The organism is Rhodoferax sp. GW822-FHT04A08 (genome assembly GCF_058801025.1).
Genome location: NZ_JBXAMW010000003.1, coordinates 140,263 through 166,326, shown reverse-complemented (window position 1 = coordinate 166,326; position 26,064 = coordinate 140,263). Strand labels below are relative to the sequence as shown.

At 57.3% G+C, this 26,064-nt stretch carries 24 protein-coding genes and 1 pseudogene; 12 read left to right on the top strand and 13 right to left on the bottom strand.

Annotation, left to right across the window (positions count from 1 at the left end):
* Window positions 1-14 precede the first annotated feature (14 nt).
* The 4 genes and pseudogenes from phnE (at window position 15) to phnX (ending at window position 3,826) form a co-directional block, all read left to right on the top strand.
* Window positions 15-830, top strand: a pseudogene (gene phnE / locus AC1RMF_RS07950) (phosphonate ABC transporter, permease protein PhnE).
* The gene (locus AC1RMF_RS07945) at window positions 806-1,894 is read left to right on the top strand and encodes an iron-containing alcohol dehydrogenase (protein WP_493141041.1); all 1,089 of its coding nucleotides are present in this window, start codon (window positions 806-808) and stop codon (window positions 1,892-1,894) included. Before phnE ends, AC1RMF_RS07945 begins: the two are co-directional and overlap by 25 nt.
* On the top strand, window positions 1,881-3,023 hold the full coding sequence (locus AC1RMF_RS07940) for a TIGR03364 family FAD-dependent oxidoreductase (protein WP_493141040.1): 1,143 nt from the start codon (window positions 1,881-1,883) through the stop codon (window positions 3,021-3,023). Before AC1RMF_RS07945 ends, AC1RMF_RS07940 begins: the two co-directional genes overlap by 14 nt.
* Window positions 3,020-3,826 carry a phosphonoacetaldehyde hydrolase gene (phnX, locus tag AC1RMF_RS07935; RefSeq protein WP_493141039.1) on the top strand — a complete coding sequence of 269 codons (807 nt, stop codon included), beginning with the start codon at window positions 3,020-3,022 and terminating at the stop codon, window positions 3,824-3,826. The genes AC1RMF_RS07940 and phnX overlap by 4 nt, the downstream gene beginning before the upstream one ends.
* A gap of 39 nt (window positions 3,827-3,865) precedes the next feature.
* Here phnX and AC1RMF_RS07930 read toward each other — a convergent pair whose 3' ends face one another.
* Complete coding sequence (locus AC1RMF_RS07930; protein WP_493141038.1) at window positions 3,866-4,345, bottom strand: VOC family protein; 480 nt, start codon at window positions 4,343-4,345, stop codon at window positions 3,866-3,868.
* 224 nt (window positions 4,346-4,569) lie between these two features.
* Between AC1RMF_RS07930 and AC1RMF_RS07925 the strand changes: the two genes are divergently transcribed.
* From AC1RMF_RS07925 to AC1RMF_RS07900, 6 genes are all read left to right on the top strand, one after another.
* Window positions 4,570-5,763 (top strand): hypothetical protein, encoded by a 1,194-nt coding sequence (locus AC1RMF_RS07925; protein WP_493141037.1) that lies wholly within the window; start codon window positions 4,570-4,572, stop codon window positions 5,761-5,763.
* A gap of 133 nt (window positions 5,764-5,896) precedes the next feature.
* Window positions 5,897-6,430 carry a hypothetical protein gene (locus tag AC1RMF_RS07920; RefSeq protein ID WP_493141036.1) on the top strand — a complete coding sequence of 178 codons (534 nt, stop codon included), beginning with the start codon at window positions 5,897-5,899 and terminating at the stop codon, window positions 6,428-6,430.
* Between the two features lie 68 nt (window positions 6,431-6,498).
* On the top strand, window positions 6,499-6,912 hold the full coding sequence (locus AC1RMF_RS07915) for a GFA family protein (RefSeq protein WP_493141280.1): 414 nt from the start codon (window positions 6,499-6,501) through the stop codon (window positions 6,910-6,912).
* A gap of 1,204 nt (window positions 6,913-8,116) precedes the next feature.
* Window positions 8,117-8,674 (top strand): hypothetical protein, encoded by a 558-nt coding sequence (locus AC1RMF_RS07910; protein ID WP_493141035.1) that lies wholly within the window; start codon window positions 8,117-8,119, stop codon window positions 8,672-8,674.
* Window positions 8,675-9,149: 475 nt separating this feature from the next.
* The gene (locus AC1RMF_RS07905; RefSeq protein WP_493141034.1) at window positions 9,150-9,866 is read left to right on the top strand and encodes a hypothetical protein; all 717 of its coding nucleotides are present in this window, start codon (window positions 9,150-9,152) and stop codon (window positions 9,864-9,866) included.
* 380 nt (window positions 9,867-10,246) lie between these two features.
* Window positions 10,247-10,618: a hypothetical protein gene (locus AC1RMF_RS07900; protein ID WP_493141033.1), complete on the top strand. Its 372-nt coding sequence runs from the start codon at window positions 10,247-10,249 to the stop codon at window positions 10,616-10,618.
* 111 nt (window positions 10,619-10,729) lie between these two features.
* Here the strand turns inward: AC1RMF_RS07900 and AC1RMF_RS07895 are convergent, their stop codons facing one another.
* The 5 genes from AC1RMF_RS07895 to guaB form a co-directional block, all read right to left on the bottom strand.
* Complete coding sequence (locus AC1RMF_RS07895) at window positions 10,730-11,647, bottom strand: adenylate/guanylate cyclase domain-containing protein (protein WP_493141032.1); 918 nt, start codon at window positions 11,645-11,647, stop codon at window positions 10,730-10,732.
* A gap of 112 nt (window positions 11,648-11,759) precedes the next feature.
* The gene (locus tag AC1RMF_RS07890; protein WP_493141031.1) at window positions 11,760-12,680 is read right to left on the bottom strand and encodes an LD-carboxypeptidase; all 921 of its coding nucleotides are present in this window, start codon (window positions 12,678-12,680) and stop codon (window positions 11,760-11,762) included.
* 22 nt (window positions 12,681-12,702) lie between these two features.
* Window positions 12,703-13,746, bottom strand: coding sequence for a tRNA adenosine(34) deaminase TadA (tadA, locus tag AC1RMF_RS07885; RefSeq protein ID WP_493141030.1), 1,044 nt, complete (start codon window positions 13,744-13,746; stop codon window positions 12,703-12,705).
* 18 nt (window positions 13,747-13,764) lie between these two features.
* Window positions 13,765-15,378 (bottom strand): glutamine-hydrolyzing GMP synthase, encoded by a 1,614-nt coding sequence (guaA, locus tag AC1RMF_RS07880; protein ID WP_493141029.1) that lies wholly within the window; start codon window positions 15,376-15,378, stop codon window positions 13,765-13,767.
* Between the two features lie 154 nt (window positions 15,379-15,532).
* The gene (gene guaB, locus AC1RMF_RS07875; RefSeq protein WP_342617635.1) at window positions 15,533-17,002 is read right to left on the bottom strand and encodes an IMP dehydrogenase; all 1,470 of its coding nucleotides are present in this window, start codon (window positions 17,000-17,002) and stop codon (window positions 15,533-15,535) included.
* Window positions 17,003-17,076: 74 nt separating this feature from the next.
* Here guaB and AC1RMF_RS07870 point away from each other — a divergent pair, with 74 nt between their 5' ends.
* Entirely contained in the window at window positions 17,077-17,598 is a 522-nt protein-coding gene (locus tag AC1RMF_RS07870) for a DUF4124 domain-containing protein (protein WP_493141028.1), read from the top strand.
* Window position 17,599: 1 nt separating this feature from the next.
* Here the strand turns inward: AC1RMF_RS07870 and AC1RMF_RS07865 are convergent, their stop codons facing one another.
* Together AC1RMF_RS07865 and AC1RMF_RS07860 are read right to left on the bottom strand one after the other, a co-directional pair.
* Window positions 17,600-17,947, bottom strand: a complete 348-nt coding sequence (locus tag AC1RMF_RS07865; protein ID WP_342617633.1) for an RnfH family protein — start codon at window positions 17,945-17,947, stop codon at window positions 17,600-17,602.
* Window positions 17,937-18,380 carry a type II toxin-antitoxin system RatA family toxin gene (locus tag AC1RMF_RS07860; RefSeq protein WP_493141027.1) on the bottom strand — a complete coding sequence of 148 codons (444 nt, stop codon included), beginning with the start codon at window positions 18,378-18,380 and terminating at the stop codon, window positions 17,937-17,939. Before AC1RMF_RS07860 ends, AC1RMF_RS07865 begins: the two co-directional genes overlap by 11 nt.
* A 96-nt stretch (window positions 18,381-18,476) precedes the next feature.
* Between AC1RMF_RS07860 and smpB the strand changes: the two genes are divergently transcribed.
* A complete protein-coding gene (smpB, locus tag AC1RMF_RS07855; RefSeq protein WP_493141026.1) occupies window positions 18,477-18,950 on the top strand; it encodes an SsrA-binding protein SmpB in 474 nt (157 codons plus the stop codon).
* On the opposite strand, the gene AC1RMF_RS07850 is transcribed toward smpB, so the two are convergent.
* From AC1RMF_RS07850 to infB, 5 genes are read right to left on the bottom strand one after another with little or no spacing between them, the layout of a single operon-like run.
* Window positions 18,947-19,828 (bottom strand): DMT family transporter, encoded by an 882-nt coding sequence (locus AC1RMF_RS07850; RefSeq protein WP_493141025.1) that lies wholly within the window; start codon window positions 19,826-19,828, stop codon window positions 18,947-18,949. The genes smpB and AC1RMF_RS07850 overlap by 4 nt on opposite strands.
* 14 nt (window positions 19,829-19,842) lie before the next feature.
* Window positions 19,843-21,666 (bottom strand): translational GTPase TypA, encoded by a 1,824-nt coding sequence (gene typA, locus AC1RMF_RS07845; RefSeq protein ID WP_493141024.1) that lies wholly within the window; start codon window positions 21,664-21,666, stop codon window positions 19,843-19,845.
* Window positions 21,667-21,682: 16 nt separating this feature from the next.
* Window positions 21,683-22,681, bottom strand: a complete 999-nt coding sequence (gene truB / locus AC1RMF_RS07840) for a tRNA pseudouridine(55) synthase TruB (protein WP_493141022.1) — start codon at window positions 22,679-22,681, stop codon at window positions 21,683-21,685.
* A 2-nt stretch (window positions 22,682-22,683) separates the two neighbouring features.
* Complete coding sequence (gene rbfA, locus AC1RMF_RS07835; RefSeq protein WP_342617627.1) at window positions 22,684-23,052, bottom strand: 30S ribosome-binding factor RbfA; 369 nt, start codon at window positions 23,050-23,052, stop codon at window positions 22,684-22,686.
* Window positions 23,053-23,062: 10 nt separating this feature from the next.
* Window positions 23,063-25,987 (bottom strand): translation initiation factor IF-2, encoded by a 2,925-nt coding sequence (gene infB / locus AC1RMF_RS07830; RefSeq protein ID WP_493141019.1) that lies wholly within the window; start codon window positions 25,985-25,987, stop codon window positions 23,063-23,065.
* Between the last annotated feature and the right edge of the window lie 77 nt (window positions 25,988-26,064).

Below are 26,064 nucleotides of genomic sequence, written 5' to 3'. Positions count from 1 at the left end.
TGACCCTGTAGCCCATGACCGTTTCCACCGCCGCATCTCCCAAACTCCAGGCACTGCTCACCCAGGCGTCTTCCAGCCGCAGTGGTTGGAAGACCCAGCTGGGTTGGCTGGTGGCACTGGTGGTGCTGGTCTGGGCCTAGCGCGGCGCCGAGATGCGTCCGCTGGATTTGATCCGGGACGCGGGCAACATGGGCGTCTTTGCCCGCGAGTTCTTCCCACCGAATTTCCACGACTGGCGCATCTATCTGCAAGAGATGCTGGTGACCCTGCACATCGCTGTGTGGGGCACGGTGCTGGCCATCATTGCCGCCGTGCCGCTGGGGCTTTTGAGCGCGCACAACGTATCGCCACCCTGGGTGTACCAGCCGGTGCGCCGCATCATGGACGCGTGCCGAGCCATCAACGAGATGGTGTTTGCCATGCTGTTCATCGTGGCCGTGGGGCTTGGGCCATTTGCGGGTGTGCTGGCGCTGTTCGTACACACGGCAGGTACGCTGGGCAAGCTGTTTTCGGAGGCGGTGGAAGCCATAGACCCCCGCCCGGTAGAAGGCATACGCGCCACCGGCGCGCATAAGCTGGCCGAGCTGGCCTACGGTGTCATCCCACAGGTGATGCCGTTGTGGCTGTCGTACTCGCTGTACCGCTTTGAGTCCAATGTGCGCTCGGCTTCCGTGGTCGGCATGGTGGGGGCGGGCGGCATCGGCGTGGTGCTGTATGAGGTGATCCGCAGCTTCCAGTACGCGCAGACCTGCGCCGTGCTGCTGATGCTGGTGGTCACGGTGACACTGATCGACGTGTTCTCGGCATGGCTGCGCAACCGCTTCATTTAGGCTGGTTCAACCCGGTGCGCGTGCACTGGGGCGTGGACTGTTTCCAGAGCCTGCAGGCCAACGGCCCGGTGGTGGTGCTGGCCGACCGCGCGGCCCTCAGCTATGAGAACGAGACCCTGCTGGTCGAGCGCCTGGGCGCGCACTGCAAAGGCTGGAGCTGGTTCATGGGTGGGCTGGCCTCCGTGATGCAGGCGCAGGCACTGTGCGAGTCCCTCTGGCCTGTGATGACCGAATGCCCCGAAGCTACCGTGGTCGCCATAGGCGGCGGCTCCACGCTGGACCTGGCCAAGGTGTTGCGCTTTCGCATGCGCAATGTGGCAGACGCTGCGCAATGCTGGCGTGCCAACCGCGTGCCCGAAGATGCCGCGCGCCATCCGTTGGTACTGGTGACCACCACCGCCGGCACCGGCAGTGAAGTGACCCGCTGGGCCACGGTATGGGATACCGAGGTGCCGGAGCCCGCCAAGCTGTCATGGGCCCCGGCCGACGGATTTGCCGAGCATGCCTATGTAGACCCGGCTCTGACGCTGAGCTGCCCGGTGCGCCAGACGCGCGACTGCGCGCTCGATACCCTGGCCCATGCGCTGGAGTCACTCTGGAATCGCCATGCCACACCGCTGAGCGAAGCGTTGGCGGTGGACGCGGCTCAGCTGGTGTTGCACACCTTGCCCACGCTTCTGGCGCAGCCGCGTGACCTGGATGCGCGCACCGCCATGGCGCGCGCCAGCCTGCTGGCCGGCATGGCCATGTCGCAAACCCAGACAGCGCTGGCGCATGCGCTGTCTTACGAATTGACACTGCAGGAAGGCATGCCGCATGGCGAGGCCTGCGCCGTCTGGCTGCCCATGGTGTGGGAGCTGGCGCTGCATAGCACACCGCAATGCGATGTGGCCTTGGGACGCGTGTGGGGCGGTGCAGCGCGGGACGGAGCCGCGCAATTGCATCGCTGGCTGCAGAGCCTGGAGGTGCAGCCGCGTGACCTGCGCGAAAGTGCCTCCGGTCTTGCCGTGCTGAACACAGAAATGCGGACCGCCCGCGGAAGGAATTTCATTGCAAGCAACTGAAGTCTCGGACAACGCGTCTGATCTGGTCGTCGTTGGTGCCGGCATTGTGGGACTGGCCTGCGCCTTGGTCGCTGTGGAGCAGGGGCTGCGGGTGCAGGTGGTAGACCGTGAACCGGTGTGCACCGGTGCGTCCATTCGCAACTTCGGCTTTGTCACGGTGACCGGCCAGGCCATAGGCGCGACCTGGCAGCGCGCCCGCCGCTCCCGTGATATCTGGGCCCACGTGGCGCAGCAGGCGGGCATCCAGGTGGAGCATGCCGGGCTATATGTGTTGGCGCAGCGCGCGGAAGCGGAGGGCGTGTTGCAGGAACTGCTGCAGACGCCGGAAGGCATTGCGCTGGAATGGTTGACGCCTGACACCCTGCGCCAACGTGCCCCGCACCTGGCACACGCCCATATGCGCGGCGCACTCTATAGCCCGCACGAGCTGCGCATCGAGCCACGTGTGGCGGTGGAGAAGCTACGGCTGCATCTGGCGTCAAAAGGCGTACGTTTCCATATGGGGCAGGCGGTGCGGCAGGTGGAATCCGGGCGCGTGCTCTTGAACGAAGGCGAGCTGCGGGGCGAGCGCATCGTGGTCTGCCCGGGCCCGGATATCCGCACCCTGTTCCCGCAGGCTTTCGCCCGCCACCAAACCCAGCTGTGCCAGCTGCAGATGCTGCGCATACGGCCACCCGAGGGCTATCGGTTGGGGGCTGGTGTGATGAGTGATCTGAGCCTGGGGCGCTACCGCGGCTACAGCGAGCTGCCCGGTGCCCAGCGCCTGGCGGACCGGCTGCAGCAGGAGATGCCGCAGACCCTGCACCATGGCATTCACCTCATCGTGGTGCAAAGTGCCGATGGCAGCCTGGTGGTAGGCGACTCGCACCAGTACGGCATGTCACTGCCGCCCTTTGCGCCAGCCGAAGCCGAGGAACTGATTTTGTTTGAGATGCAGCGCCTGCTGTGCCTGGGCCACTACCGGGTGGAAGAGCGCTGGACAGGCATCTACCCAAGTGGTACGCAGGACGCATTTGTAGAAACCGTGTTGCCCGGCGTGCAGGTTCTGAGTGTGACCAGCGGCACCGGCATGAGCACGGCGTTTGCGCTGGCAGAAGAATGCCTTCAAGGCGAAAGGATGGCGGTATGACGATACAGGCAGTGGTCTTCGATTGGGCCGGAACGATTGTGGACTTTGGCAGCCTGGCACCCATGGGCGCCTTTGTGCGCCTGTTTGCCAACCATGGTGTAACCATCAGCATCGCCCAGGCGCGCGTGCCCATGGGCTTGCCCAAGCTGGCACACATCGAGGCACTGGGCGCCATGCCCGAGATTGCGGAGCAGTGGCAGCAGGCCAAGGGCCACGCCTTTGCCGCGCAGGACGGGGCAGCGCTGCTGCAGGAGTTCGAACCCATGAGCGCAGCCAGTGCCATGGAACACAGCGACTTCATCCCTGGCTTTCTGGACACCTACGCGATGCTCAAGGAGCGCGGCATTGCTGCGGCTACCACCACCGGCTATACGCGCAAGATCATGACGCCGTTGATCGACAAGGCAGCGCGCGCAGGGTTCTTGCCAGCACGCGTGATCTGCTGCGACGACGTGGCACAAAGCCGCCCCAGTCCGCTAGGCATGCAGGAGTGCATGCAGACTCTGGATCTGGTGGGGCTGGGCGCCAGTGTGGTCAAGGTGGATGACACGGTGCCCGGTCTGCAGGAAGGCCTGAACGCCGGTTGCTGGACGGTGGGTGTGGCTGCCAGCGGCAACGCGCTGGGCTGGAGTTGGGAGGAGTGGGTGCAGGCCAGCGAAGATGAACGCGATTTCGCGCTGTTAGACTCCTACCGCACGCTGCGCGAGGCAGGAGCCCATGAGGTGATCCACAGCGTGGCGGACCTGCACGAGGCGCTGGCTGCCATCGAAACACGCATAGCGCGCGGTGAACGGCCTACCTGATCTTGAGTGATTCGCTGATCGGCTCTTCAAGTGGAGCGGTCAGCCGCGGCGCGCCTTCTCGATCGCAGCGATGTCTATCTTCTTCATTTGCATCATGGCCTGAAAGACACGCTTGGCAGCAGCCCGGTCAGGATCGGCCATGGCCTGTGTCAGTGCCCGCGGCGTGATCTGCCACGACAGGCCCCACTTGTCCTTGCACCAACCGCACACGCTCTCCTGCCCACCGTTCTGGACGATTGCATTCCAGAGCTGATCGGTTTCAGCCTGGTTGTCCGTCGCGACCTGAAAGGAAAAAGCTTCGCTGTGCTTGAAACCCGGTCCACCGTTCACGCCCAGGCAGGCAATACCCATGACGGTGAACTCAACCGTCAAGACATCGCCCTGTTTGCCAGATGGGTAGTCCCCAGGCGCGTGGTACACATTCCCGACGCTGCTGTCCGGAAAGGTCTTGGCGTAAAACTGCGCGGCTTCCAATGCGGTGCCGTCGTACATCAGGCAGATTGTGTTTTTGCTGGTCATTTGGATATTGGACGCGAAATTCTGCAAATGATCCAGTGGTTGATCTTCACCATGCAATGGAGAAATCAAAAATGCTGGTTGATCTCGCCCATCTTCACGTAGGACCAAGACTTGTTCCCCAGCGGAATAAATTCGCTGTTAATCTCTTTCGCATTGCGAGAGGGCTTCATATCGAGTTGGGTGTGAAACAACGTACAAGAACGAATATCTGGGAGTAGTCATAGATGCTGGGGAAGATCATTTGCGCGGTCCTGGTCCTGTTGAGTGGATCGGCGGCCATTTCGGCCGATTTATTTGACGGAACCAAGCCGCGAGCCATCAAATATGGCGATCCCGTTGCCGCCACGGATACCTTGGGTGGTTATGCCATATATCCGGGAGATGGCCGTTGGACCTTTGTGAGCGCCAAAGCCGGAACGGCAAGTACTGGCGCGGGAGACATCACCAACATCGGAGTGATTCAAATGATGCAGGTGGAATCGCACGCATTGCTGGCGCGTCAAACGATCACAACAAACATCGGGGCTGGATCTGGCTCCTCGTGGTCGGGCTCACCTTGCTCGCCGGGTCACCTCGTAAGCCGCAATCAGGGGCATGGGCGCTACGACAATTGCATGACGATTGATGCCACAAACCTCACGGTTGACAATGCGCCAGTACTCTTCTTCTCTATTGTTCTTACCAATAGCGGAGCAAACGGGCGCTATTACAAAGTCGTTCTCGACCTGAATCCGGCATTGCTCGGCATGCGCGGCACCACACTTGGAGATTGGGCTCCGGAGGTGCTGGCAACCAGAGAGCCCCAGCAAGCGTTTTTGAAAAGACTGTCGGATTGGGCGGAGACTTTGCAAGATAGGTCTATCAAGGCCTTTGACTACTCCCAGCCGAAAGATGCTTATGCTGACGTTCGGTCATTCCGTACGGTGGCGCCGGCACCCGTTTTGACGGTAGACAAAAGAGTGCCACAAGCGCCCTCAAGCGCCGTGGAAAGTGGTGCACCCGAGGGGTTAATTGACCGAATCCCGTTCAAGGTAGGAGACACCATACAGGCAGTTAGAAGCGCCTTGAAGACTTCCAATGACCTTGAACCCACCGTGTCCGCAACGCCAAAAGGCGTACCCGATCCAAATGAGGGAAAAACAAATCTCTATTTGAGATCCAAAGGCATAAGGGTATTTTTCAACAAAGACGGTATTGTTGAAATTATCAGACTCGAACCACCATTTCCCGGCACTATCGCTGGCGTCAAATTAGGTGACACTGAGAAAATGGTTCGGGATCTGAAGGGGAAACCTCTTAAAACACCCTGGCAGTTTGGTGGTGCACAGGCATTCTTGTATGTTCTGAATGACGCCGAGCGTGTTCGTTTTGACATAAGTGAGAATGAAGGTGTCCAGACCATATTCATTCTTCATTAAGGGTATTGAGCTGAATGGAAATATCTGTTCAATGTGTCTGGAGTTCTTATTGTCACCCGTTTTGGGGGATGTTCAATCCACATTCTGTCGGCCACAATATGCGTTATTTCCTCACTCTTTACAAAACCTTCTGATGAAATCCTACATTTCCATTTTTGCAGTTGTCGCGAGTCTGTTGTCGGGCTGCGCATTTAAAGCTCTACCTTATGCTGCGTCTGCAAGTAACGTTGACGGAATACGGGCAACGAACATAAGGCCTGTGTCGGTCAAAGCTTTTCAGTCAGCAAAGCCAGGACTCTCGTCAATCGTATGCCGTGCAGTTGGTCCGGTAACCGTTGAGCCAAGCTTTGAAACTTATATTGAAAAGGCTTTCGTGTCCGAACTTAAGCAAGCAGGCGTTTACGATCCGAATTCGAAACTTATTCTCACCGGGAAGCTTGACGAAATTGATTTCAGCTCGGGAATGACCGACGGCAATTGGAACACAGCGCTCACAATTTCCAACTCGAGAAATGAAAGTTATACGACTAAAACCAATTTCAATTTCTCTGGAAGTTTTTTTGGAGATAAAGCCTGTGGCGATGTGTCTCAGGCATTTGTTCCTGCGGTGCAAAAGCTCATTGAGGCTGTAGTTAGTGATCCAAGGTTCAAGCAAATTGCAAATTGAAAAGACCATTTGGAGCAACAGGAGCGCCTTATTGCCAACCTTCAAAAGGTAAAATCATCCAGCAAAGAATGCCCAATCAAAATAGCCAGTCCATAGGTAGTTGCTTATGCGGTTCAATTACCTTTACCTTGCAATATCCCACAAAGTGGGTTGTCCATTGCCACTGCTCGCGCTGCCAGCGCGCGCATGGTAGTGCATTTGTGACATGGGTGGGTGCAGATACTGGTCAAGTCAAAATAGTTGACAGCCAGAATAACCTGTCCTGGTACAGCGAGCCAAGTGGTAGCAGACGTGGGTTTTGCAGCCATTGCGGAAGCCCTATGTTCTTTCGTTCCCAAATCAGTGCAGGCGAAACGCATATAGCCAGAGCGCTGTTTACACAGCCTCTTGATCGCGAACCAGGTTCCCACGCCCACTATGACACACATGTTGACTGGGTCACTATTGCGGAAAACCTACCAGTTGAACCAGACACGCAATAAATGTTGGTGTCGAATGGCTGAATTGCCTCGGAAGCGGACACTCAAACCATGAGCCATATTGTCGAAATTACGGGATGGGAACGGGGAATGCAGAAGGTTAGTTGCACAGAAGTGCTACGGGACAACCTGGGTATTGGACTGGGCGACGCCAAGCGATTGACTGACAAAATCCTAACTGGGTCAAAAGTGCAAGTCTCGGTTGAGTCTGAGAATGCCGCAAGGTCACTGGTTAGGAGGCTTAATTCCATCGGCGTGAGTGCGTCGTCGCCTTTGGCTGATACCCTCTAAAATTTGCTCGACCCGGACGTCAAGAAGAATCCCGCTTCGCCGTGAAACCGGTCTTACACAACGACCTTCCAATTGCGCGATACGATACGCCCGAATTCAAACTCCGCGATGAATGCCATGAAAGTCATGCTGCACCCCACATTCATAAAAAAATGGAAGAGATACTTTTTCGGTGTGTTTCTCTATTTTGGAGTGAGCCTTGGGGGAGTGATTTATCTTGGAAATCACGGTTTCTTAGGTAACTTTGGCAACATTGCTATCTGGTTTGTATTTATATCGAATCTGTCTCTACTTGTCGGGTTAGGCGTAATGACCTTTTTCGTGCGCTGCCCACTCTGTCACGGGAGCACCGTCACCAAGTCCTTTCGAAAGGACTTGCCTGACTACTGGTCAGCGCATTGTCGGTCGTGTGACGTTCTATGGAACTTGGAACTTGGAAACAGCGATTAGAGTTCGAGAGACTTCGGTTGTGCCGCGAAACCGGACTTTCGAAGCAAATGACTCCAAACCCAGAATCACGTTCACTGTCAGTTGCTGAGTTGCAACTGCAAGGTGGATGCTCGAAAACGGAACTGATGAAGCCTTCGGGTATCTGAAGCAGCTGAAATTGGCGAAAGCAACCCTTTGGCATTGCCAATGCGGATGCGCCAGCTTCAATTTCAAAATTGAGAATAAACCATTGGCGCCCTCCGGTGTTCACGTCCTGGGCGACTTCCTGATGGGTGATGAAAGTAGTCTCGCCGGGGCGTTTATCTTTGATAAGCGGAGGAATCCTAAGTGGAGTGGAGTTGTACGGCCTTGCCAGTGATGCATCCAAAAGCATTCCCACGCCGAAGGAACTTAGGCTTCTTGAAGATGAAGGAAAAAGTTAGAGTCTGTTACGCCACGATGGTAATCATTTGAATTTTGGAGCAGAATGCCCCACGGAGGCTGGGGCCGAGCAATTGAAGCGGGTACCTATCCGGAATTCAAAAAACATACAACTGCGAATGTGAATATGCTTGCAGAAAATCCCGACTTTATTTTGGTAAGTACTTCCTACCCCATGTTCGGAGGGGCAATTAAGCGACTTTGGGGGAGCAAGGAATTTGTCACTTACATGAAGGATCTTATCGCCTCAGCACAGACTAGCTCAGGTGGCAGTTTCCAGAGTGAAGTATTGGAGTCATTGCATAGACTTGCGCATGACCACGATCAAGAATTTCGTCAGTTCTTGCCACATATTGAAGATAACCAAGAGTTTAAGACCGTTATGGAGACTTTTCCTGCAATTGCAGAAAAGTTAAGTGAATGTTGGGGACGGAAAGAGTTCGGCCCTTATATGACGGGCTTGTTGCAAAACAACCGTGGTGACAATCGAAAGGGTTTCCCTTTTGAAATACTAATGGCGCTACACGCGCTTGCCGAACAGCATAATTCAGAATACTCCAAACTATTTCCAACCGTTGACTTGTGGACGCAGTTAAGTGGTTGAACCCATGGGGTGCAGTGCCTAAATGGCTTCTGACGGCATCAAACGATAGACAAAAACTGCCAGTCGCAACCGGTTGTTTTCGTTACCGACTAGACTTCCTCGTGGATTGGGTGAACGTCCATTACTAGCCCATCACCGCCGAAATGAAAGAACCATGATGGGCAATCATGTGAAATCACCCGAATGGGGGATGGTCTCTGCTACCAACCGGTGTCAAGATTACCGCGAAACCGGACGTTTCAGCAAAATGTTTCAGTTTGATAATTATTCCAGAATAAAGTTGGTTACTATCTCGAAAGTTGTGGGAAGTGGTCTATTTCTGCCCTTCGTTTAGTTTGTGCTGCTTGTGGATTTTTGGCTTTTCTACTGCTCATCTGAATCGAGTGCCGCTGCAGCATATGATGGTGCTTCATTTAATCAAGAGAAAATAGCAATTTAATAGTGTGTTTTTGATATTTTAACGATAAGGACTTCAATGGTTCGCCTTTTGTTTTTTGTATTTTTTACGTTAATGTTGACTGCATGCGCAGGAATGAGGGGGCCCGTTGATGACGTCAGTCTTTTAAACATCAAACGAGTTGGCGTTGCTTCGGTGCTTGGAACAACATTTAACGGAGTTTCAATTGGGACTACAGTTTTTAACAACAACTCTTATAAGGCCGAAGTTCCTGATTGGAAGATTGATAATTACGCCTCTAATTCGGTTATTAATATAATTAGAAATGGAAGCGAGTACGAAGTATCCAAAGTTGTTATAGATGGAAAATCTGTTGCGCAGCTGGTGGCTAATCAAAATGAAGCGTTATTAGACATGGCATCAAATCAGAAGTTTGATATTGTTGTAATGATTTATCCAAGTGCTTCCGAAAATGTTGGTTTCGTTGTGCCGGGTTATGGTATGTATGAACGGTCAATGTTTTCATTCGGGCGTCGCTGCATATATACAGCGTATGTGTTAACTGTATGGGACGTGGTATCACGTAAGCAGCTGGGTTGGCAATGGGCAGGGAATCAGGACTTGCCGTGTAAAAAGATGGAATCAGATTATCCGATTTTATTCAAGCCGAGATTTGATGACTATTCCAGCGATGAAAAGAGGCTGATTCGTAGTATGCTCGAGGCGCAATTAGATTGGTCGTTGGGCGAGTCAATTTCTGCGGTGCATCTTATCCATAATAGAAGTCAAAATTAATGGGATTATTAGCAGGGCTTTTGCTTTGGTTTCTCACAGTCTCGGCTGCAATGCCGCGAAACCGGACTTTGCGGGGGCTAACCCGTTTGGGGGCTGTTCAGCTGTTACAAAAGCAGTTCTAATGCTTGAATGGTCCAAAATTGAATAATGGAATTTAAAAGTAAGAAGACCTTAGTCAAGGCATTTTTTTGGTTGCTGTACCTGATGGTTGCCGCGCTGGTAATTTGGTTCGGTCATCGTTTTGGTTAGCAGCTTGGCCGCGAAAGCTGCCTTTGAAAAGATTGACCCATCAAAGTCACTTTGGTAACGATTTTTCAATTTGAGTTTGTGGACGTGTGAACGAAAATTCTTCGATTGCTCTAGCTTAGGGGGAGTTTCTCATGACCCGATTAGAGAGAAAAATTGCTGATATCCGAGCAGGAGACTTCTTTCACGCCTCTTCGAATGACATGGATAGCATTGTCTGTTTAACTGTCACCGTTGGAAATGGAATCATCTACGCTCATGACGCGTGCAGGGGTGGCGAATACCAGTTCGATACTGGCACCGGATGTGCTTTGTCCGGGCCTGGTGGCGAGAATTGCTCCATTGATTCCATCGCGCCACTTCCCGAGAACCACCATAATGCGCTGCGTAGTATGTATGACCGATTCAGAAGTGCGGAATCGGATGACGCTTATCGTCTGACAGATTTAGAGCGCCAAGCGCTGTTGTTTATTGGCCCTCACTACGCTGAGAACAAGTTGCTTTGAAGCTAAAGACAGACAAATCAAATGACTGCTTCCAGCCCTTAGCGGAAGTAGCTCCAAGCGTCATTTCATACAATCAATATTATGTTAATAAATAAATACGAACAATGAAGCTCATGTGACCTTGAACTGAATCGTTGGTACGGAGGGATCCGCGAACGAAGCTCCCAGGGCCAACTCTCCACTGCCGTGCAGCACACACTCCTCACGCCGCAGCAACACGTCACCGCCTTTGGATCCAGCAAAGCGGATCCAACTGCCATAGCTGCTGAGATCGACCAGCACCACGCTGCCGTTTCTCCACTCCAGTCGGGCGTGGGTTCGTGATACACGGGGATCGTTGACCATGAAGTCGACGTTGCGCACACGGCCGATGTGGGCCGGAAGCTCAAAGGACCGGAAACGCTTGGTCTGGCCCAGCCATTTCAGCTCGATTTCACGGCCCAGTACGTCGGACGCGCCATCTACGGCGTCGGGATCCATGTCACCTTGCATGGTCAGGAATTCAGAGGCTTGTTCTTCCCGCCATTCAATCTGGTAGACGTTGACGGGCTCGGCGCGCCCACGGACGCTGATGGGGCCCAGCATGCGAAAAGTCACACCCTGAGCCTCGCTGACCCGTTGAAGCGAAGCGGAATCTGCCCAAATCTGGTGGGGGCCGCACAGGTCGCACAACCGTGACGCAACATTCACGGCGTCTCCGTAGCAGTCGTTGTCTACCATTTCCACATCACCGCTGGCCAACCCGATCCGAATGGGCAAAGTCGCCTGATGCGGTGAGCGCAAAACCTGCTTGTGGTGCTCGCGCTGCAGTTCAACTACCGCCTTCACAGCACTCTCACCATCTGCGAAAAGTGCCAGCACACCGTCGCCTAGAGTCTTTACCACGCGCCCGTTGGATTGCTCACAATGGCGCACGATCCAGGCCGTGATTTGGGTAATGGTTTCGGTTGCCTGCGCATTGCCTAGGGCCTCGAACACGGCTGTGCTGCCATGCAGGTCCGTAAATACGACAGTGGCTGGAACACCCATTCCCGTTTATCCCGATACGTGGTTAAGTTGGGAGTTTAGAGCATTGAATCAGGCCGCAGAAGGAATACCTTCGTATGGCCGACATTCATCACGATTCGGGCAATTTTCCTCTTCATATATGGCCCCAGGCCATCAGGGCATCGCGCCCTTGCACCACCAAATCCACCTTGGCCCCAACTGGCAGCAGCACTTTGGTCGGAACATGTCCAAAAGGCAGATTGCTGAGGACAGGGATTCGCAATTGGGACGTCAACCACTGCGTGACTGTACGCAGATTGAAGCCTTTGTCATGGGGTGTCAGCTTGTATTCGGTAAATTGCCCCAGTACGATGGCTTTCTGCCTGGCCAACACACCGCTGTGCAATAACTGGGTCAACATCCGCTCCACGCGGTACGGCGGCTCCGCCACATCTTCCAGGAACAGGACACCGCCCTTGACCTCGGGAAAGTAGGGAGTTCCCAACAGGGAGACCAGTACCGCCAGGTTGCCACCCCAAAGCGTGGCACTGCTACAGCCCCATTCTGCAATTTGATCCGGGCGGTTCCCTGCAGGCAGTCGCCACCCAGCGCCCTCGCCTTGCCCCAGCAAAAGGTCCTGAAAGCAGTCTTCCATGATGTCATCGGGAAGCGGATCGGCACCAAAGCCTTCACATACGGCAGGCCCAGCCCATGACACCGCGCCGGTTTTCTTAAGGAGCGCCAATTGCAGCGCAGTGAAATCACTGATGCCAACGAAGTGGGTCCCACCCTTGATCGCTTTGGAAATTGCCTTGTAGGGAATGCGATCCAGAATCCGGGTCAGCCCATAACCCCCGCGCGATATCAGCGCCACATCGGCGCCGCTGTCTGCCGCACGCTGAATGGCCGCCACGCGCGTGTCATCGTCGCCGGCAAAGCGCATATGGCTGCGCAACGCATCGGAGTCCACCTCCACTTCATGTCCCAGTGTCTTGAGACGTTTGACGCCGCGGCGAAAAGCTGCCTTGTCTCGCACAGCTCCCGAAGGGGAATAGATGTAGATATGTTTTTTCACCGGATCATTATCGGTTAGCTCGTCACTTGGAAATCCAGGCTCGCTCTCCCGCGCGGTGACCTGCGTCGGGATATGGTGCCTGCCACGCACTGTATTCAACAGATGTGACATCTGGTACTGACACGCTCTGCACGACGCAGTCGCCAACACGCCCCGGCAAATGTTTCACGAATCGATTTGCCAGAGCTTGTGTCGAAGGAGTTGCCATAACATCAACGCCGGTCAAATCCAGCCTCTCCACCAGTTCAACCAACGACTGTGCATGAAAGTCGAAAGAGTGAAAGTCCGCACGCTTGGGTTTGTCGCTCTTGCCAAAACCGATCAGGTCGGGGGCCACCACACGCAGCCCCTGCCCTATTCCTTTCGTAATCTGTTCATGCAGGGAATAGCTCCATCCAGGCACAGGATGGAGCAGCATCCAAACCCGCGCGCCCGACCTTGGCCCCTCGTCGATGAAGTGCATTCGCAAGCCCGCCAGGCAGGGCAAATCGGATACGTAACGGGGATGCCATGGATACGACGGTAGACCGTCAAACCGGCCGTCCGGCGTGCGTAATGCATCCTCACGTAAGGGCTCAGCCAATTGGCGCTGCAGGGATCGCTTGTCGCGAAAGAACGCCTGCAACAACGATGTTGCTTGGGAGGCCATGACGCCGCCCTGCACGCTGGTCTGGTGGTTGAGCTGGCTTTGTGCAAACAGGTTCAGCACCGATCCGGCACAGCCGGTCTTGCTGTCGGGTGCACCAAATACAACGCGGCCAATCCGCGCATGCAATATGGCCCCGCTGCACATGGCGCATGGCTCCAGCGTCACATACAAGGTGCAATCGTCCAGCCGGTAATTGCCCAAGGTACTTGCTGCTGCGCGCAACGCTGCGACTTCTGCGTGGGCAGTGGGATCAGACGACTGGATCGGGTGATTGCGCCCCGTTCCAATGACCACGCCATCCTTCACCACAACCGCACCTACCGGAACCTCGCCCGCCGCAGCCGCCTCAGCGGCCAGTTGCAGCGCCATCTGCATGAAGTCCGTATCCTGCGGCTGCGCTGTCGGGGACGCGGTCATGGTGTCAGGCGCTGCGGATTATTCCCACTCGATAGTGGCGGGCGGCTTGCTGCTGACGTCGTAGGTCACGCGGTTGATGCCACGCACTTCGTTGATGATGCGGCTGGATACCTTCTTGAGCAGCGCGTAGGGCAGCTCGGCCCAATCAGCCGTCATGAAGTCACTGGTCTGCACGGCGCGCAATGCCACCACATAGTCATAGGTGCGGCCGTCGCCCATCACGCCCACGCTCTTGACCGGGAGGAACACGGTAAAGGCTTGGCTGGTGAGGTCGTACCAGCTCTTGCCAGTGGCCTCATCCACGAAATTGCGCAACTCTTCGATGAAGATGGCATCGGCGCGACGCAGCAAGTCGGCATATTCCTTCTTGATTTCGCCCAGAATGCGCACGCCCAGACCCGGACCAGGGAACGGATGGCGGTACACCATGTGGTAGGGCAAGCCCAGTGCCACGCCTAGTTCACGCACTTCATCCTTGAACAGCTCACGCAAGGGCTCCAGCAGCTTCAGTCCCAGTTGCTCGGGCAGGCCACCCACGTTGTGGTGGCTCTTGATGGTGACGGCCTTCTTGCTCTTGGCGCCGCCGGATTCGATTACGTCAGGGTAGATGGTGCCCTGAGCCAGCCAGGCCACATGGCGTGCCTGGTCATTCTTGAGCTTGGCTGCTTCGGCCTTGAACACTTCCACGAATTCGCGGCCAATGATCTTGCGCTTGGCCTCTGGGTCACTCACGCCGGCCAGGTGGCCCAGAAACTGGGCTTCTGCATCCACACGCACAACCTTTGCGTGCAGCTTGCCGACGAACATGTCCATCACCATGTCGCCCTCGTTCAAACGCAGCAAGCCATGGTCCACAAAGACGCAGGTCAGCTGGTCGCCAATGGCTCGGTGGATCAGAGCTGCCGCCACGCTGGAGTCCACGCCACCCGACAAGCCGAGAATTACCTCCTCGTCGCCCACCTGTTCACGGATCTTGGCCACGGCTTCGGCAATGTAGTCACCCATGATCCAGTCGGGACGCACATTGCAGATGTCCAGTACGAAACGCTCCAGAATGGCCGCTCCGCGCTTGGTGTGGGTTACTTCAGGATGGAACTGCACGCCATAGAAGCGGCGCACTTCGTCGGCCATGCCGGCAATCGGGCAACTCGGAGTACTGGCCATCAGTTTGAAGCCGTGCGGCAGCTCGGTCACCTTGTCCCCGTGGCTCATCCACACTTGCAGCATGCTTTCACCTTCAGACACATAGTCCTGAATGCCATCGAGCAGCGCAGTGTGCCCATGGGCCTGCACGTCCGCATGGCCGAATTCGCGCTTGTGGCCACCTTGCACCATCCCACCCAACTGGTGCGCCATGGTCTGCATGCCGTAGCAGATACCCAGCACCGGAATACCCAGCTCAAAGGTCGCTTTGGGCGCCTTGTCGGTGGTCTCTTCGTACACGCTGGCATGGCTGCCCGACAGGATGATGCCCTTGAGCGAACCGTCCCGCGCATAGGCACGCAACCAGTCGTCGGTCACATCACAAGGATGCACTTCGCAAAACACATGCGCTTCGCGCACACGGCGTGCGATCAGCTGCGTGACCTGCGAACCGAAGTCAAGAATGAGGATTTTCTGATGGTTGGACATATGGCCAGTTACCTAACAGTAAGAAAAATAAGTCAGCCGGCGCACGTGCATTCAGCCAGAAACACCGCGGGACTGGCTTAGCCAGCCCGCCGGTGTTGCCCCCTGCAAGGGGGAAAGCGGCCACACGCAGTGGGCAAGCCCGGGGGTGTGACTATCACTCCGCCCGGTAGTTAGGCGCTTCCTTGGTGATCTGCACATCGTGCACATGGCTTTCTCGGATGCCTGCGGTCGTGATCTCCACAAATTCGGCCTTGTCCTGCATGTCGGCAATGGTGGCGCAGCCACAGTAGCCCATGCTCGCACGCACGCCGCCGGCCATCTGGAACACGATGGCAACCATGGAGCCTTTGTAGGGCACGCGTCCTTCAATGCCTTCGGGCACCAGCTTGTCGGCGTTGGGGTTGCCGGTGCTGGACTCCTGGAAGTAGCGATCCGCACTGCCCTGCTGCATGGCGCCAATGCTGCCCATGCCGCGGTAACTCTTGTAGCTACGGCCCTGGTACAGAATGACTTCTCCGGGGGCTTCTTCGGTACCGGCAAACATGCCGCCCATCATCACCGTGCTGGCTCCAGCTGCGATGGCCTTGGAAATATCACCGCTGTAGCGGATTCCGCCGTCGGCGATCAACGGCACGCCAGTGCCCTTGAGTGCCGTTGCAACGTTGTCGATGGCCGTTATTTGCGGCACGCCCACGCCTGCCACGATACGTGTGGTGCAGATGGAACCAGGGCCGATTCCGACCTTGACGGCATCGGCGCCCACTTCGGCCAGGGCCAGTGCTGCAGCACCGGTGGCGATGTTGCCGCCCACCACGTCCACGTGTGGATAGTTCTGCTTGACCCAGCGCACGCGTTCGATCACGCCCTTGCTGTGGCCGTGCGCAGTGTCCACCACGATGGCATCCACACCGGCCTTGACCAGAAGTTCCACGCGCTCCTCAGTGCCCTCCCCCACGCCGACGGCCGCGCCTACGCGCAGACGGCCAGTCGCATCGCGTGCGGCATTGGGGAAGTTGAGCTGCTTGGTAATGTCCTTGACGGTGATCAGGCCCTTGAGCTCAAAGGCGTCGTTGACCACCAGCAAGCGCTCCAGCTTGTACTTGTTGAGCAGCGCCTTCGCGGCCTCGGGTGTGGTTCCATCAGGAACGGTCACCAGACGCTCGCGGGGCGTCATGATTTCGCGCACGGTCTGGTCATAGCGGGTCTCGAAGCGCAGGTCACGCCCCGTCACAATGCCCACCACCTTGCCTCCTTCGCATACCGGGAAGCCAGAAACACCCAATTGGTCGGACAGCACCATCACTTGGCGCACGGTGGTGTCCGGGGTAATGACGACCGGGTCGCGCAGCAAGCCCGACTCATAGCGCTTCACCTTGGCCACCTGAGCGGCTTGTTCCGTTGGCGTGAGGTTCTTGTGAACAATGCCCATGCCGCCTTCCTGCGCAATGGCGATGGCCAGACGCGCCTCCGTCACCGTATCCATGGCGGCGGAAACCAATGGCAGGTTCAGGGCGATATTGCGGGAAAAGCGGGTGGCGAGAGAAGTGTCCTTGGGAAGGACCTGGGAGAAGGCTGGTACCAACAACACATCGTCGAAGGTCAGCGCTTTGCCGAGAAGGCGCATGTCAAAGCTCCAAAAGACGGATTGTACCCGCGCTCGGGATGACAAATTCCGTGTGTGGCGGCTACACTGCGCGCATGAGAATACATTCCGTTTTTCTGGGCCTGGTTTTCGTTGCATTGAGTGGCAGTTGCCTCGCGCAGTGGCAATGGCTGGACAAGGATGGCCGCAAGGTATTCAGCGACCGTGCGCCCCCCTCTGATGTTCCGGAAAAGAACATCTTGAAGCGCCCCAACACGGCGGCAAAAGCGGCCGCAGTCACTGATGCTGGCACGAATGCCGTTGGCAATGCCACGGCACCCGTTCCCGCACCCGCCGCGTCCAGTTTGCCGATTACGGGGGGCCTGGACAAGGATCTCGAAGCCAAGAAGAAGCAAGCCGCAGAAGCCGATGCCGCCAAGCGCAAGGCTGCCGAAGAAGCCAATGCCAAGGCCAAGGTAGAGAACTGTGCCCGTGCCAAGCAGGCCAAGGCCAACTTTGATTCCGGCATTCGCATATCGCAGACCAATGCAGCCGGTGAGCGTGAGATTCTGGACGACGCGGCACGCGCCGCAGAAGTCAAGCGCATTCAAAGCATCATTGACAGCGATTGCCGTTAGGTTAGTACCCTGACTTTGCTCCGGCGCGGCGCTTGGAAAACAGTCCGGTGCCACGTGCACCTTGCCGCGTAAAGCGTTCGCGACGGGCCATTTTGGGGTCCACTTTGAGTGGCCTGTACAACTCCACACGGTCGCCATCACGAAGCGGATGGTCCGGCGACACTTTCCGCCCCCACACCCCTGTCACGAGCGTATCGACGTCCGCGTCGGCAACATTGTCGAGCAGGTGGCTGGTGCGCACGGCATCGGCCACGGTGCTGTTATGCGGCATTCGCACTTCGACTTGGATCAACTGACGCGCCGCCGCGCTGTAACAAACGGCGACTGAAATCAATGCTTCACTCGCCATAGACCTGCTGAGCGCGCTTGACAAAGGCCTCCACTAACGTGGAGGCGATCTTGTCGAAAACCGGCCCGACCAGCCTGCCCAGGGTGGCATTTTCAAAGCCGTAATTCAAGGTCAAATCGACCCGGCACGCGCGTTGGGAACCGTCTCCTACGGGTGAGAATTCCCATACGCCATCCAGATTGGAGAACGGCCCCGTCACCAGCTTCAATTCAATTCGGCTGAACTCGGTGTTGGTGTTGCGGGTCACGAATTTCTGGTGCACACCGCTGAACGAAATGCCTATTTCAGCCAACATCCCATGGGCGTCTTGCTCAAGCACGGTACCTTGGTCGCACCAGGGCAGGAACTTGGGATACTGGGCCACATCATTCACCAGCACATACATTTCCTGCGGGCTGTACCAGATCAAAACGGACTTGTGAACAGTTTTCATAGAATAGGGGTTATGCGCGGGATTGTAGACAAGCCCTGAATGTGCATTGTTGAGAGCACAGCTTTCTTTTCCAATCTTCGCCCCTATTTGCTCCCCATGGCCAAAAAACCCGAAACTGCTACCCGTATTGCCGATAACAAAAAGGCCGCCTTCAACTATTTCTTCGAGGAACGCTTTGAGGCGGGCATTGTGCTGGAAGGCTGGGAAGTCAAGTCCCTGCGTGAAGGCAAGGTGCAGCTTACCGATGGCTACGTGGTGATCCGCAACGGCGAACTGTTCATCATCGGACTGCAGATCAACCCCTTGCACACGGCGTCCAGTCACGTGAGTCCGGACAAGGTGCGCACCAAGAAGCTGTTGCTGCACAAGGAAGAAATCAAACGCCTGATCGGCAAAGTGGAGCAAAAGGGTTACACCCTGGTTCCCATCAATCTGCACTGGAAAAATGGCAAGGTCAAGTGTGAAGTGGCGCTGGCCAAGGGCAAGGCCGAACACGACAAGCGCGACACCATCAAGGACCGTGAAGGCAAGCGCGAGGTGGAGCGCGCCATGAAGGACCGCAACCGTTAGGAAATCGGAACGCGGCGCCTCCAGCCCAGCCACTCGTTGGCGACCAGAGCGCCAATCACTAGGACGCCACCGGTCAGGACCGAGGTGCTTGGCGCTTCATTGGCGCCCACCCATACCAGCAGGATGCCGAAGATCACTTCCAACAACTGCAACAGCGAAATTTCAGGTGCGGACAAAACCCTGGCGCACACCATGCACAGAACGCAAGGCACAGCCAACTGAAAGACGCCCAATGTGCCCAGCAGCACAACGTCGTGCATGCTGGCCTGCAAGGGGAAGGCCAGCACACACGTTGAGGCCGTCGACAGAAAGGCGCCCAGCATGACCGCCGGTACCAGGTCCAGGTCGTGACCCTGGTCATGCGAGTGCTGGCTGATAGTCCAGTTCACGGCCGCTGCAATGGGGATGGTCAGTGCCACCAGGCTGCCCACGATGGATGCCGAACCGACTTGCGACGCAAACATGTAGGCGATGCCGGCACCCGCCACCAGAATCGCGACCCAGGTCCGCAACGGTACGCGGTAACCAATGAAAATGCGCGCCGCAATGGCAGTCAGCAGCGGTCCTACCGCCAGAATGACCAGAACGTTGCCCACACTGGTGAGCGTGAACGCCACCATGTAGGCGGTGAACATCACGGCCCAGCAGACGCCGGAAAGCCAGAGTGCAACCCCGGCGTCCCGAATCTTGCGAAAAACCGCCCTGCCCTGGAAGTAAGGCAGGATCAGCATCAGGCTGATAGATGCAAACAGAGAGCGCCAGAAGGTCACTTCAAATTTGCGTGCGAATTCCAGATGGCGGGTGACCACCCCTGCGGTAGACCACAGGAGTGTCACCAGCACCATCAGCAAGACGGCCTGGGAGTGGCGCAGCTTCATAGGGCCGACATGGATCAGCGGCTGGCGCGCTTGCGGTCGCTTTCCTTCAGGTGACGCTTACGCAGACGCACCGACTTGGGCGTGATTTCAACCAGCTCATCTTCCTCGATGAATTCCACGCCGTATTCCAGCGTCAGTTCAATCGGCGGTGTGATCTTGATCGCATCTTCCTTGCCGGATACGCGGAAGTTAGTCAGCTGCTTGGTGCGGGTGGCGTTCACCACCAGATCGTTGTCACGGCTGTGGATACCCACAATCATGCCTTCGTACACTGGATCGTTGGCCTTCACGAACATGCGTCCGCGGTCATCCAGCTTGCCCAGTGCGTAGGTGAAGATTTCGCCATCGTCCATGGAGATCAGCACGCCGTTCTTGCGGCCACCGATTTCACCCTTGTGCGGCTCGTAGCTGTCAAAAATGTTGGAGATCAGGCCGGAACCACGTGTCAAGTTCAGGAATTCGTTGGAGAAGCCGATGAGTCCACGTGCGGGAATGCGGTATTCCAGGCGCACGCGGCCACGTCCGTCCGGCTCCATGTTCACCAGCTCGCCCTTGCGCTCGCCCAGGGCTTGCATCACGCCGCCCTGGTGCTGCTCTTCAATGTCGGCGGTCACCATTTCGATAGGCTCGTACTTCTCGCCGTCGATTTCCTTGAACATCACGCGCGGCTTGGAAACAGCCATTTCATAGCCTTCGCGGCGCATGTTTTCCAGCAGGATGGTCAGGTGCAGTTCACCGCGACCCATCACTTCGAAAATACCTTCTTCGTCGGTTTCATTCACGCGCAGGGCCACGTTGTGCTGCAGTTCCTTCTGCAGACGGTCCCAGATCTGGCGGCTGGTCACGTACTTGCCTTCGCGGCCTGCCAGCGGGCTGGTGTTGACGCAGAAGTTCATGGTCAGCGTGGGCTCGTCCACCTTGAGCATGGGCAACGGCATGGGGTTGGTCGGATCTGTCACCGTGACACCGATACCGATGTCTGCAATACCGTTGATCAGCACGATTTCGCCGGGACCGGCTTCAGTGGCCTGCACGCGGTCCAGACCCTGGAAGGTCAGGACTTGGTTGATGCGACCCTTGACGGTCTTGCCGTCCGGGCCTTCCATTACCAGCACGTCCATATTCGGTTTGATGGTGCCCTGGCTGATGCGGCCTACGCCGATGCGGCCCACGAAAGTGGAAAAGTCCAGCGCCGAGATCTGCAGTTGCAGAGGTGCGGCCGGATCACCGCTTTGCGATGGCACGTGCTTGAGAATGGTGTTGAACAGGGCCGACATGTCGGGGCCCCATTGCTCACCCTGCTCGCCCTCTTCCAGGGAAGACCATCCATTGATACCGGAGGCATAGACCACGGGGAAGTCGAGCTGCTCGTCAGTCGCGCCCAGCTTGTCGAACAGATCGAACGCTGCATTGACGACCTTGTCCGGGTTGGCACCGGGCTTGTCCACTTTGTTGACCACCACGATGGGCTTGAGACCCAGGGCCAAAGCCTTCTTGGTAACGAAACGGGTCTGGGGCATGGGCCCTTCCTGTGCATCGATGAGCAGCACCACACCGTCCACCATGGACAGGGCTCGTTCCACTTCGCCACCGAAGTCCGCGTGTCCGGGGGTGTCCACGATATTGATGTGTGTGCCTTCCCAGCTCACTGCGCAGTTCTTGGCCAGAATCGTGATGCCACGTTCTTTTTCAATGGCATTGTTGTCCATCACGGTGTCGACCACTTTTTCGTGCTCGGCAAAGGTGCCCGACTGACGGAGCAACTGGTCCACCATGGTGGTTTTGCCATGGTCAACGTGGGCGATGATCGCGATGTTACGGATTTGTTTACTGCTCATAGTTCACTTTCAAACACTAACTTAATTTCTGTTGCATCAAGGATTCACTGACTTCCGGTGGGCTCAAGAGCCGCGTGGGGATCAACTCACCCGCTTTCACATGGGCGCTGCCCAACAGTGCCCGCGGTTGCTCGGCAAATACCGCCACCGCATCTGCATCGCGCCAGGATCCCCGCCTGCGCATGCCACTCAAAAACCGTGCCGCATTCTCGCTGTCCAGCGTGACCACGTCATGACCTGCCAGCAAAGCCTCGGTAGGCCGCACGCAGGTCAGTCGCTGCGCGTCATCCATGGCTTCGAGCGCCTGCACCGAAACGCACTGCGATTCGTCAAACCCGCCTGTGCGGATTCGCCGCAGGGCGCTCAGGTGCGCGCCACATCCCAGCGCTTCACCAATGTCTTCTCCCAGAGTGCGGATGTAGGTGCCTTTACTGCACTCCACCTCCAGATCCACTTCGGGCTTTTCACCGTCCAGTCGTGCCTGCACGATACGGATGGCGTATATCGTCACATGGCGTGCCTCACGCTCCACTTCCACGCCGGCTCGCGCATACTCATAGAGGGCCTTGCCATCCTTTTTCAAAGCACTGTGCATGGGTGGCACCTGGGCTATCGGCCCTACAAAACCTGCCACCACCCGTTTCAGCAACTCCCCGTCCACATGCACGTCGCGCTCGCTCAGCACTTCACCTTCGGCGTCCGCCGTGCTGGTCTTGATACCCAGCCGCAGCGTGGCCGCATACGCCTTGTCCGCATCCAGGTGCATCTGGCTGAACTTGGTAGCAGCACCAAAGCAAATCGGCAACACACCTGTGGCCAACGGATCCAGCGTACCGGTATGACCGGCCTTCTCGGCGCGCAACAGCCACTTCACCTTCTGCAGCGCCTGGTTGCTTGACAGGCCCAATGGCTTGTCCAACAACAGCACCCCATGCACCGGGCGCCTCTGCACACGTGTACGGCTCTGGCCCCCCAAGGGTGCCTTCGCACCCAAGGGCGAACCGGCTGCTTGCATGGTCAGTCTTCTTTCGCGCGCGAGGAAACGGCCTTGGCGATCAGGGCATTCATGTCCGCGGCACGCTCCACCGTCTGGTCAAAGATGAAGTGCAAGGTTGGCACCGTATGAATGTGCAAACGCTTGAACAAGCCAGCGCGCAAAAAGCCAGCCGCCTGGTTCAACCCTTCAGCCGTCTGCACCGGGTCACCCACCAGCAAACTGAAAAACACCTTGGCATGCGCATAGTCCGGCGTCACCTCGACGGCCTGAATGGTCACCATGCCCACCCGCGGGTCCTTGAGCTCGCGCGCAATCAGCTCGGTCAGATCACGCTGGATCTGATCGGCCACGCGGAAGCCGCGGTTGGGTGTGGATGACTTCTTTTTCATGCCTGGGGGCTCACAGCGTACGGGCGATTTCCTTGACTTCAAAGAACTCGAGTTGATCGCCCTCGTTGATGTCGTTGTAGTTCTTCAGCTTGACACCGCACTCGAAGCCTTCCTTGACTTCGCGTACGTCGTCCTTCATGCGCTTGAGCGAGTCCAGTTCGCCGGTATAAATCACCACGTTGTTGCGCAGCAGACGGAAATGGGCACTGCGATTGACGAAACCGCTGGTAACCATACAACCCGCCACGGTACCGATCTTGGAGGCCACGAACACGGTGCGGATTTCGGCCGTACCGATCACTTCTTCGCGCTTCTCTGGTGCCAGCATGCCGGACATGGCTGCCTTCAACTCATCGACGGCGTCGTAAATGATGTTGTAGTAGCGGATATCCACGCCATTGCCTTCGGCCAGCTTGCGCGCACCGGCATCGGCGCGCACATTGAAGCCAATCACCACGGCCTTGGAGGCAATGGCCAAGTTGATGTCGGACTCACTGATCGCACCCACCGCGGCGTAGACCAGTTGCACCTTGACTTCTTCGTTGGACAGCTTGAGCAAGGAGGTCGCCAGTGCTTCCTGTGAACCTTGCACGTCGGCCTTGACGATGATGGGCAGCATCTTGACGTCGCCGGAAGACATGTCGGAGAACATGTTTTCGAGCTTGGCGGCTTGTTGCTTGGCCAGCTTGGTATTGCGGAACTTGCCGGCACGGTAGGTCGCAATTTCGCGGGCGCGGCGCTCGTCGGACAGGACCATGAACTCGTCACCGGCTTGCGGCACTTCGGTCAGACCCTGGATTTCCACTGGGATGGACGGACCCGCGGACTTGATGGGCTTGCCGTTTTCGTCCAGCATGGCACGCACACGGCCATAGGTCTGGCCAGCCAGCACCACGTCGCCGGTCTTGAGCGTACCGCTCTGCACCAGGATGGTCGCCACGGGACCGCGTCCCTTGTCGAGCTGGGCTTCGATGACCAGACCCTTGGCCATGGCATCCACCGGAGCCTTGAGTTCCAGCACTTCGGCCTGCAGCAGCACCTGCTCCAGCAGTTCGTCAATGCCCTGGCCGGTCTTGGCCGACACCGCCACAAAGGGCGAGTCACCACCGAACTCTTCCGGCACCACCTCTTCCACCACCAGCTCGTTCTTCACGCGCTCGGGGTTGGAATCCGGCTTGTCGATCTTGTTGATAGCCACCACGATAGGAACACCAGCCGCTTTGGCGTGCTTGATGGCTTCCTTGGTTTGCGGCATCACTCCGTCGTCGGCTGCAACCACCAGAATCACGATGTCGGTGGCTTGCGCACCGCGGGCACGCATGGCGGTAAAAGCCTCGTGACCCGGGGTATCCAGGAAGGAAATCATGCCGCGTGGCGTTTCCACATGGTAGGCACCAATGTGCTGGGTAATGCCGCCGGCTTCACCCGCAGCCACCTTGGCACGGCGAATGTAATCCAGCAACGAAGTCTTGCCGTGGTCCACGTGACCCATCACGGTCACAACCGGTGCGCGCGGCAAGGACTCGGATTGCTGGCCTTGAACTTCGTCGTCGGTAAAGGCTTCCGGATCGTCCAGAGCGGCAACCACGGCCTTGTGGCCCAGCTCTTCCACCACGATCATGGCGGTGTCCTGGTCCAGCGGCTGGTTGATCGTGACCATCTGGCCCAGCTTCATCAATTGCTTGATGACTTCGGATGCCTTGATGGCCATCTTGTGGGCCAGTTCGGCCACGGTAATGGTTTCGGGCACGTGCACTTCAATAACACGGGCTTCCACCGGCGCTGCCTGCTGCTGCATGCCGTCACGATCACGGTCATTGCCGCCACGCTTGCCTCGCGGGCCGCTGCGCCAGTTGGTGGAGCGTCCGGCTCCCGCACTGGTGTCACCGCGCGTCTTGAGCTCTTTCTTTTTGCCCGGATCTCCGGCCCAGCTGCTCGACAGCTTGGCAGACTTGACTTCCTTGCCACTTCCAGCCGGCGCAGCAGCAGCGGGGGCGCCAGCTGCCGGCTTGGCGGGCGCCTTGGCAACGGCAGTGCCGGCTGGCGGCTTATGCAATGTGCCCTTGATCCCGGCTTTTGCAGCCGCCTCGGCCCGGATTTCTTCCGGGCGCTTGGCCACGAGCACGCGCTTGGGGGCGGACATCATGCTGCGAATCGCGGCGGCTTCTGCCTCGGCTTTGCGGCGACGGTCGCCCAGATCGGCGGCACGTGCGGCCTCATCATCGGCTTGCGCCTTGGAAGCAGCAGCCTGCTGGGCTGCAACCTTCTGCGTTTCCTGCTCGCGAGCCTGTTCCGCGGCAGCATCCACCGCTGGCGACGGAGCGGGAGTGGCAGCCACGTCGCTTTTCGCCTTGGGCTTGGCTGCGGTCTTTGCAGCAGCTTCGGCAGCGGCGCGCTCCTGTGCGGCGCGCGCTTCGGCAGCTTGCTTTTCTGCAGCTTCACGGGCGCGGGCTTCCTGCTCTTCGCGCTCCTTGCGGCGTTGTGCCAATTCCTCTTCCTGGCGGCGGATCAGCTCAGCCTGACGACGCGCCTCTTCCTCACGGCGGGCCAGTTCTGCATGGTCCACTGCGGGCGTAGAAGCGGCTTGCGGTTGTTCGTCCTGCTCAGTCGTCTCAACCACCTGGTCGACACCGTCCTCACGCCGCACAAAGGTGCGTTTCTTGCGCACTTCCACTTGGATCGTGCGGGCCTTGCCACTGGAATCCGCCTGCTTGATTTCGGTGGTTTGCTTTTTCACCAGCGTGATCTTCTTGCGTTCTGGCGCAGCCGTGCCGTGGCTGTTCTGCAGAAAGCCCAGAAGCTTGTGCTTGTCGGCATCGGTAAGTGTGTCGGATGCGGCACTCTTGGCCACACCGGCAGACTTCAGCTGCTCAAGCAGCGTTTCAGTTGATTTCTTGAGTTCGTTGGCAAACTCGGCGACGGTCGTACTGGACATTTGTTGTGTAACCTTTGGCGTCGGCTAACAGGGCCCGGAAGGCAGCTGTTAGCCATTACTGGAATTTCGAATGCATG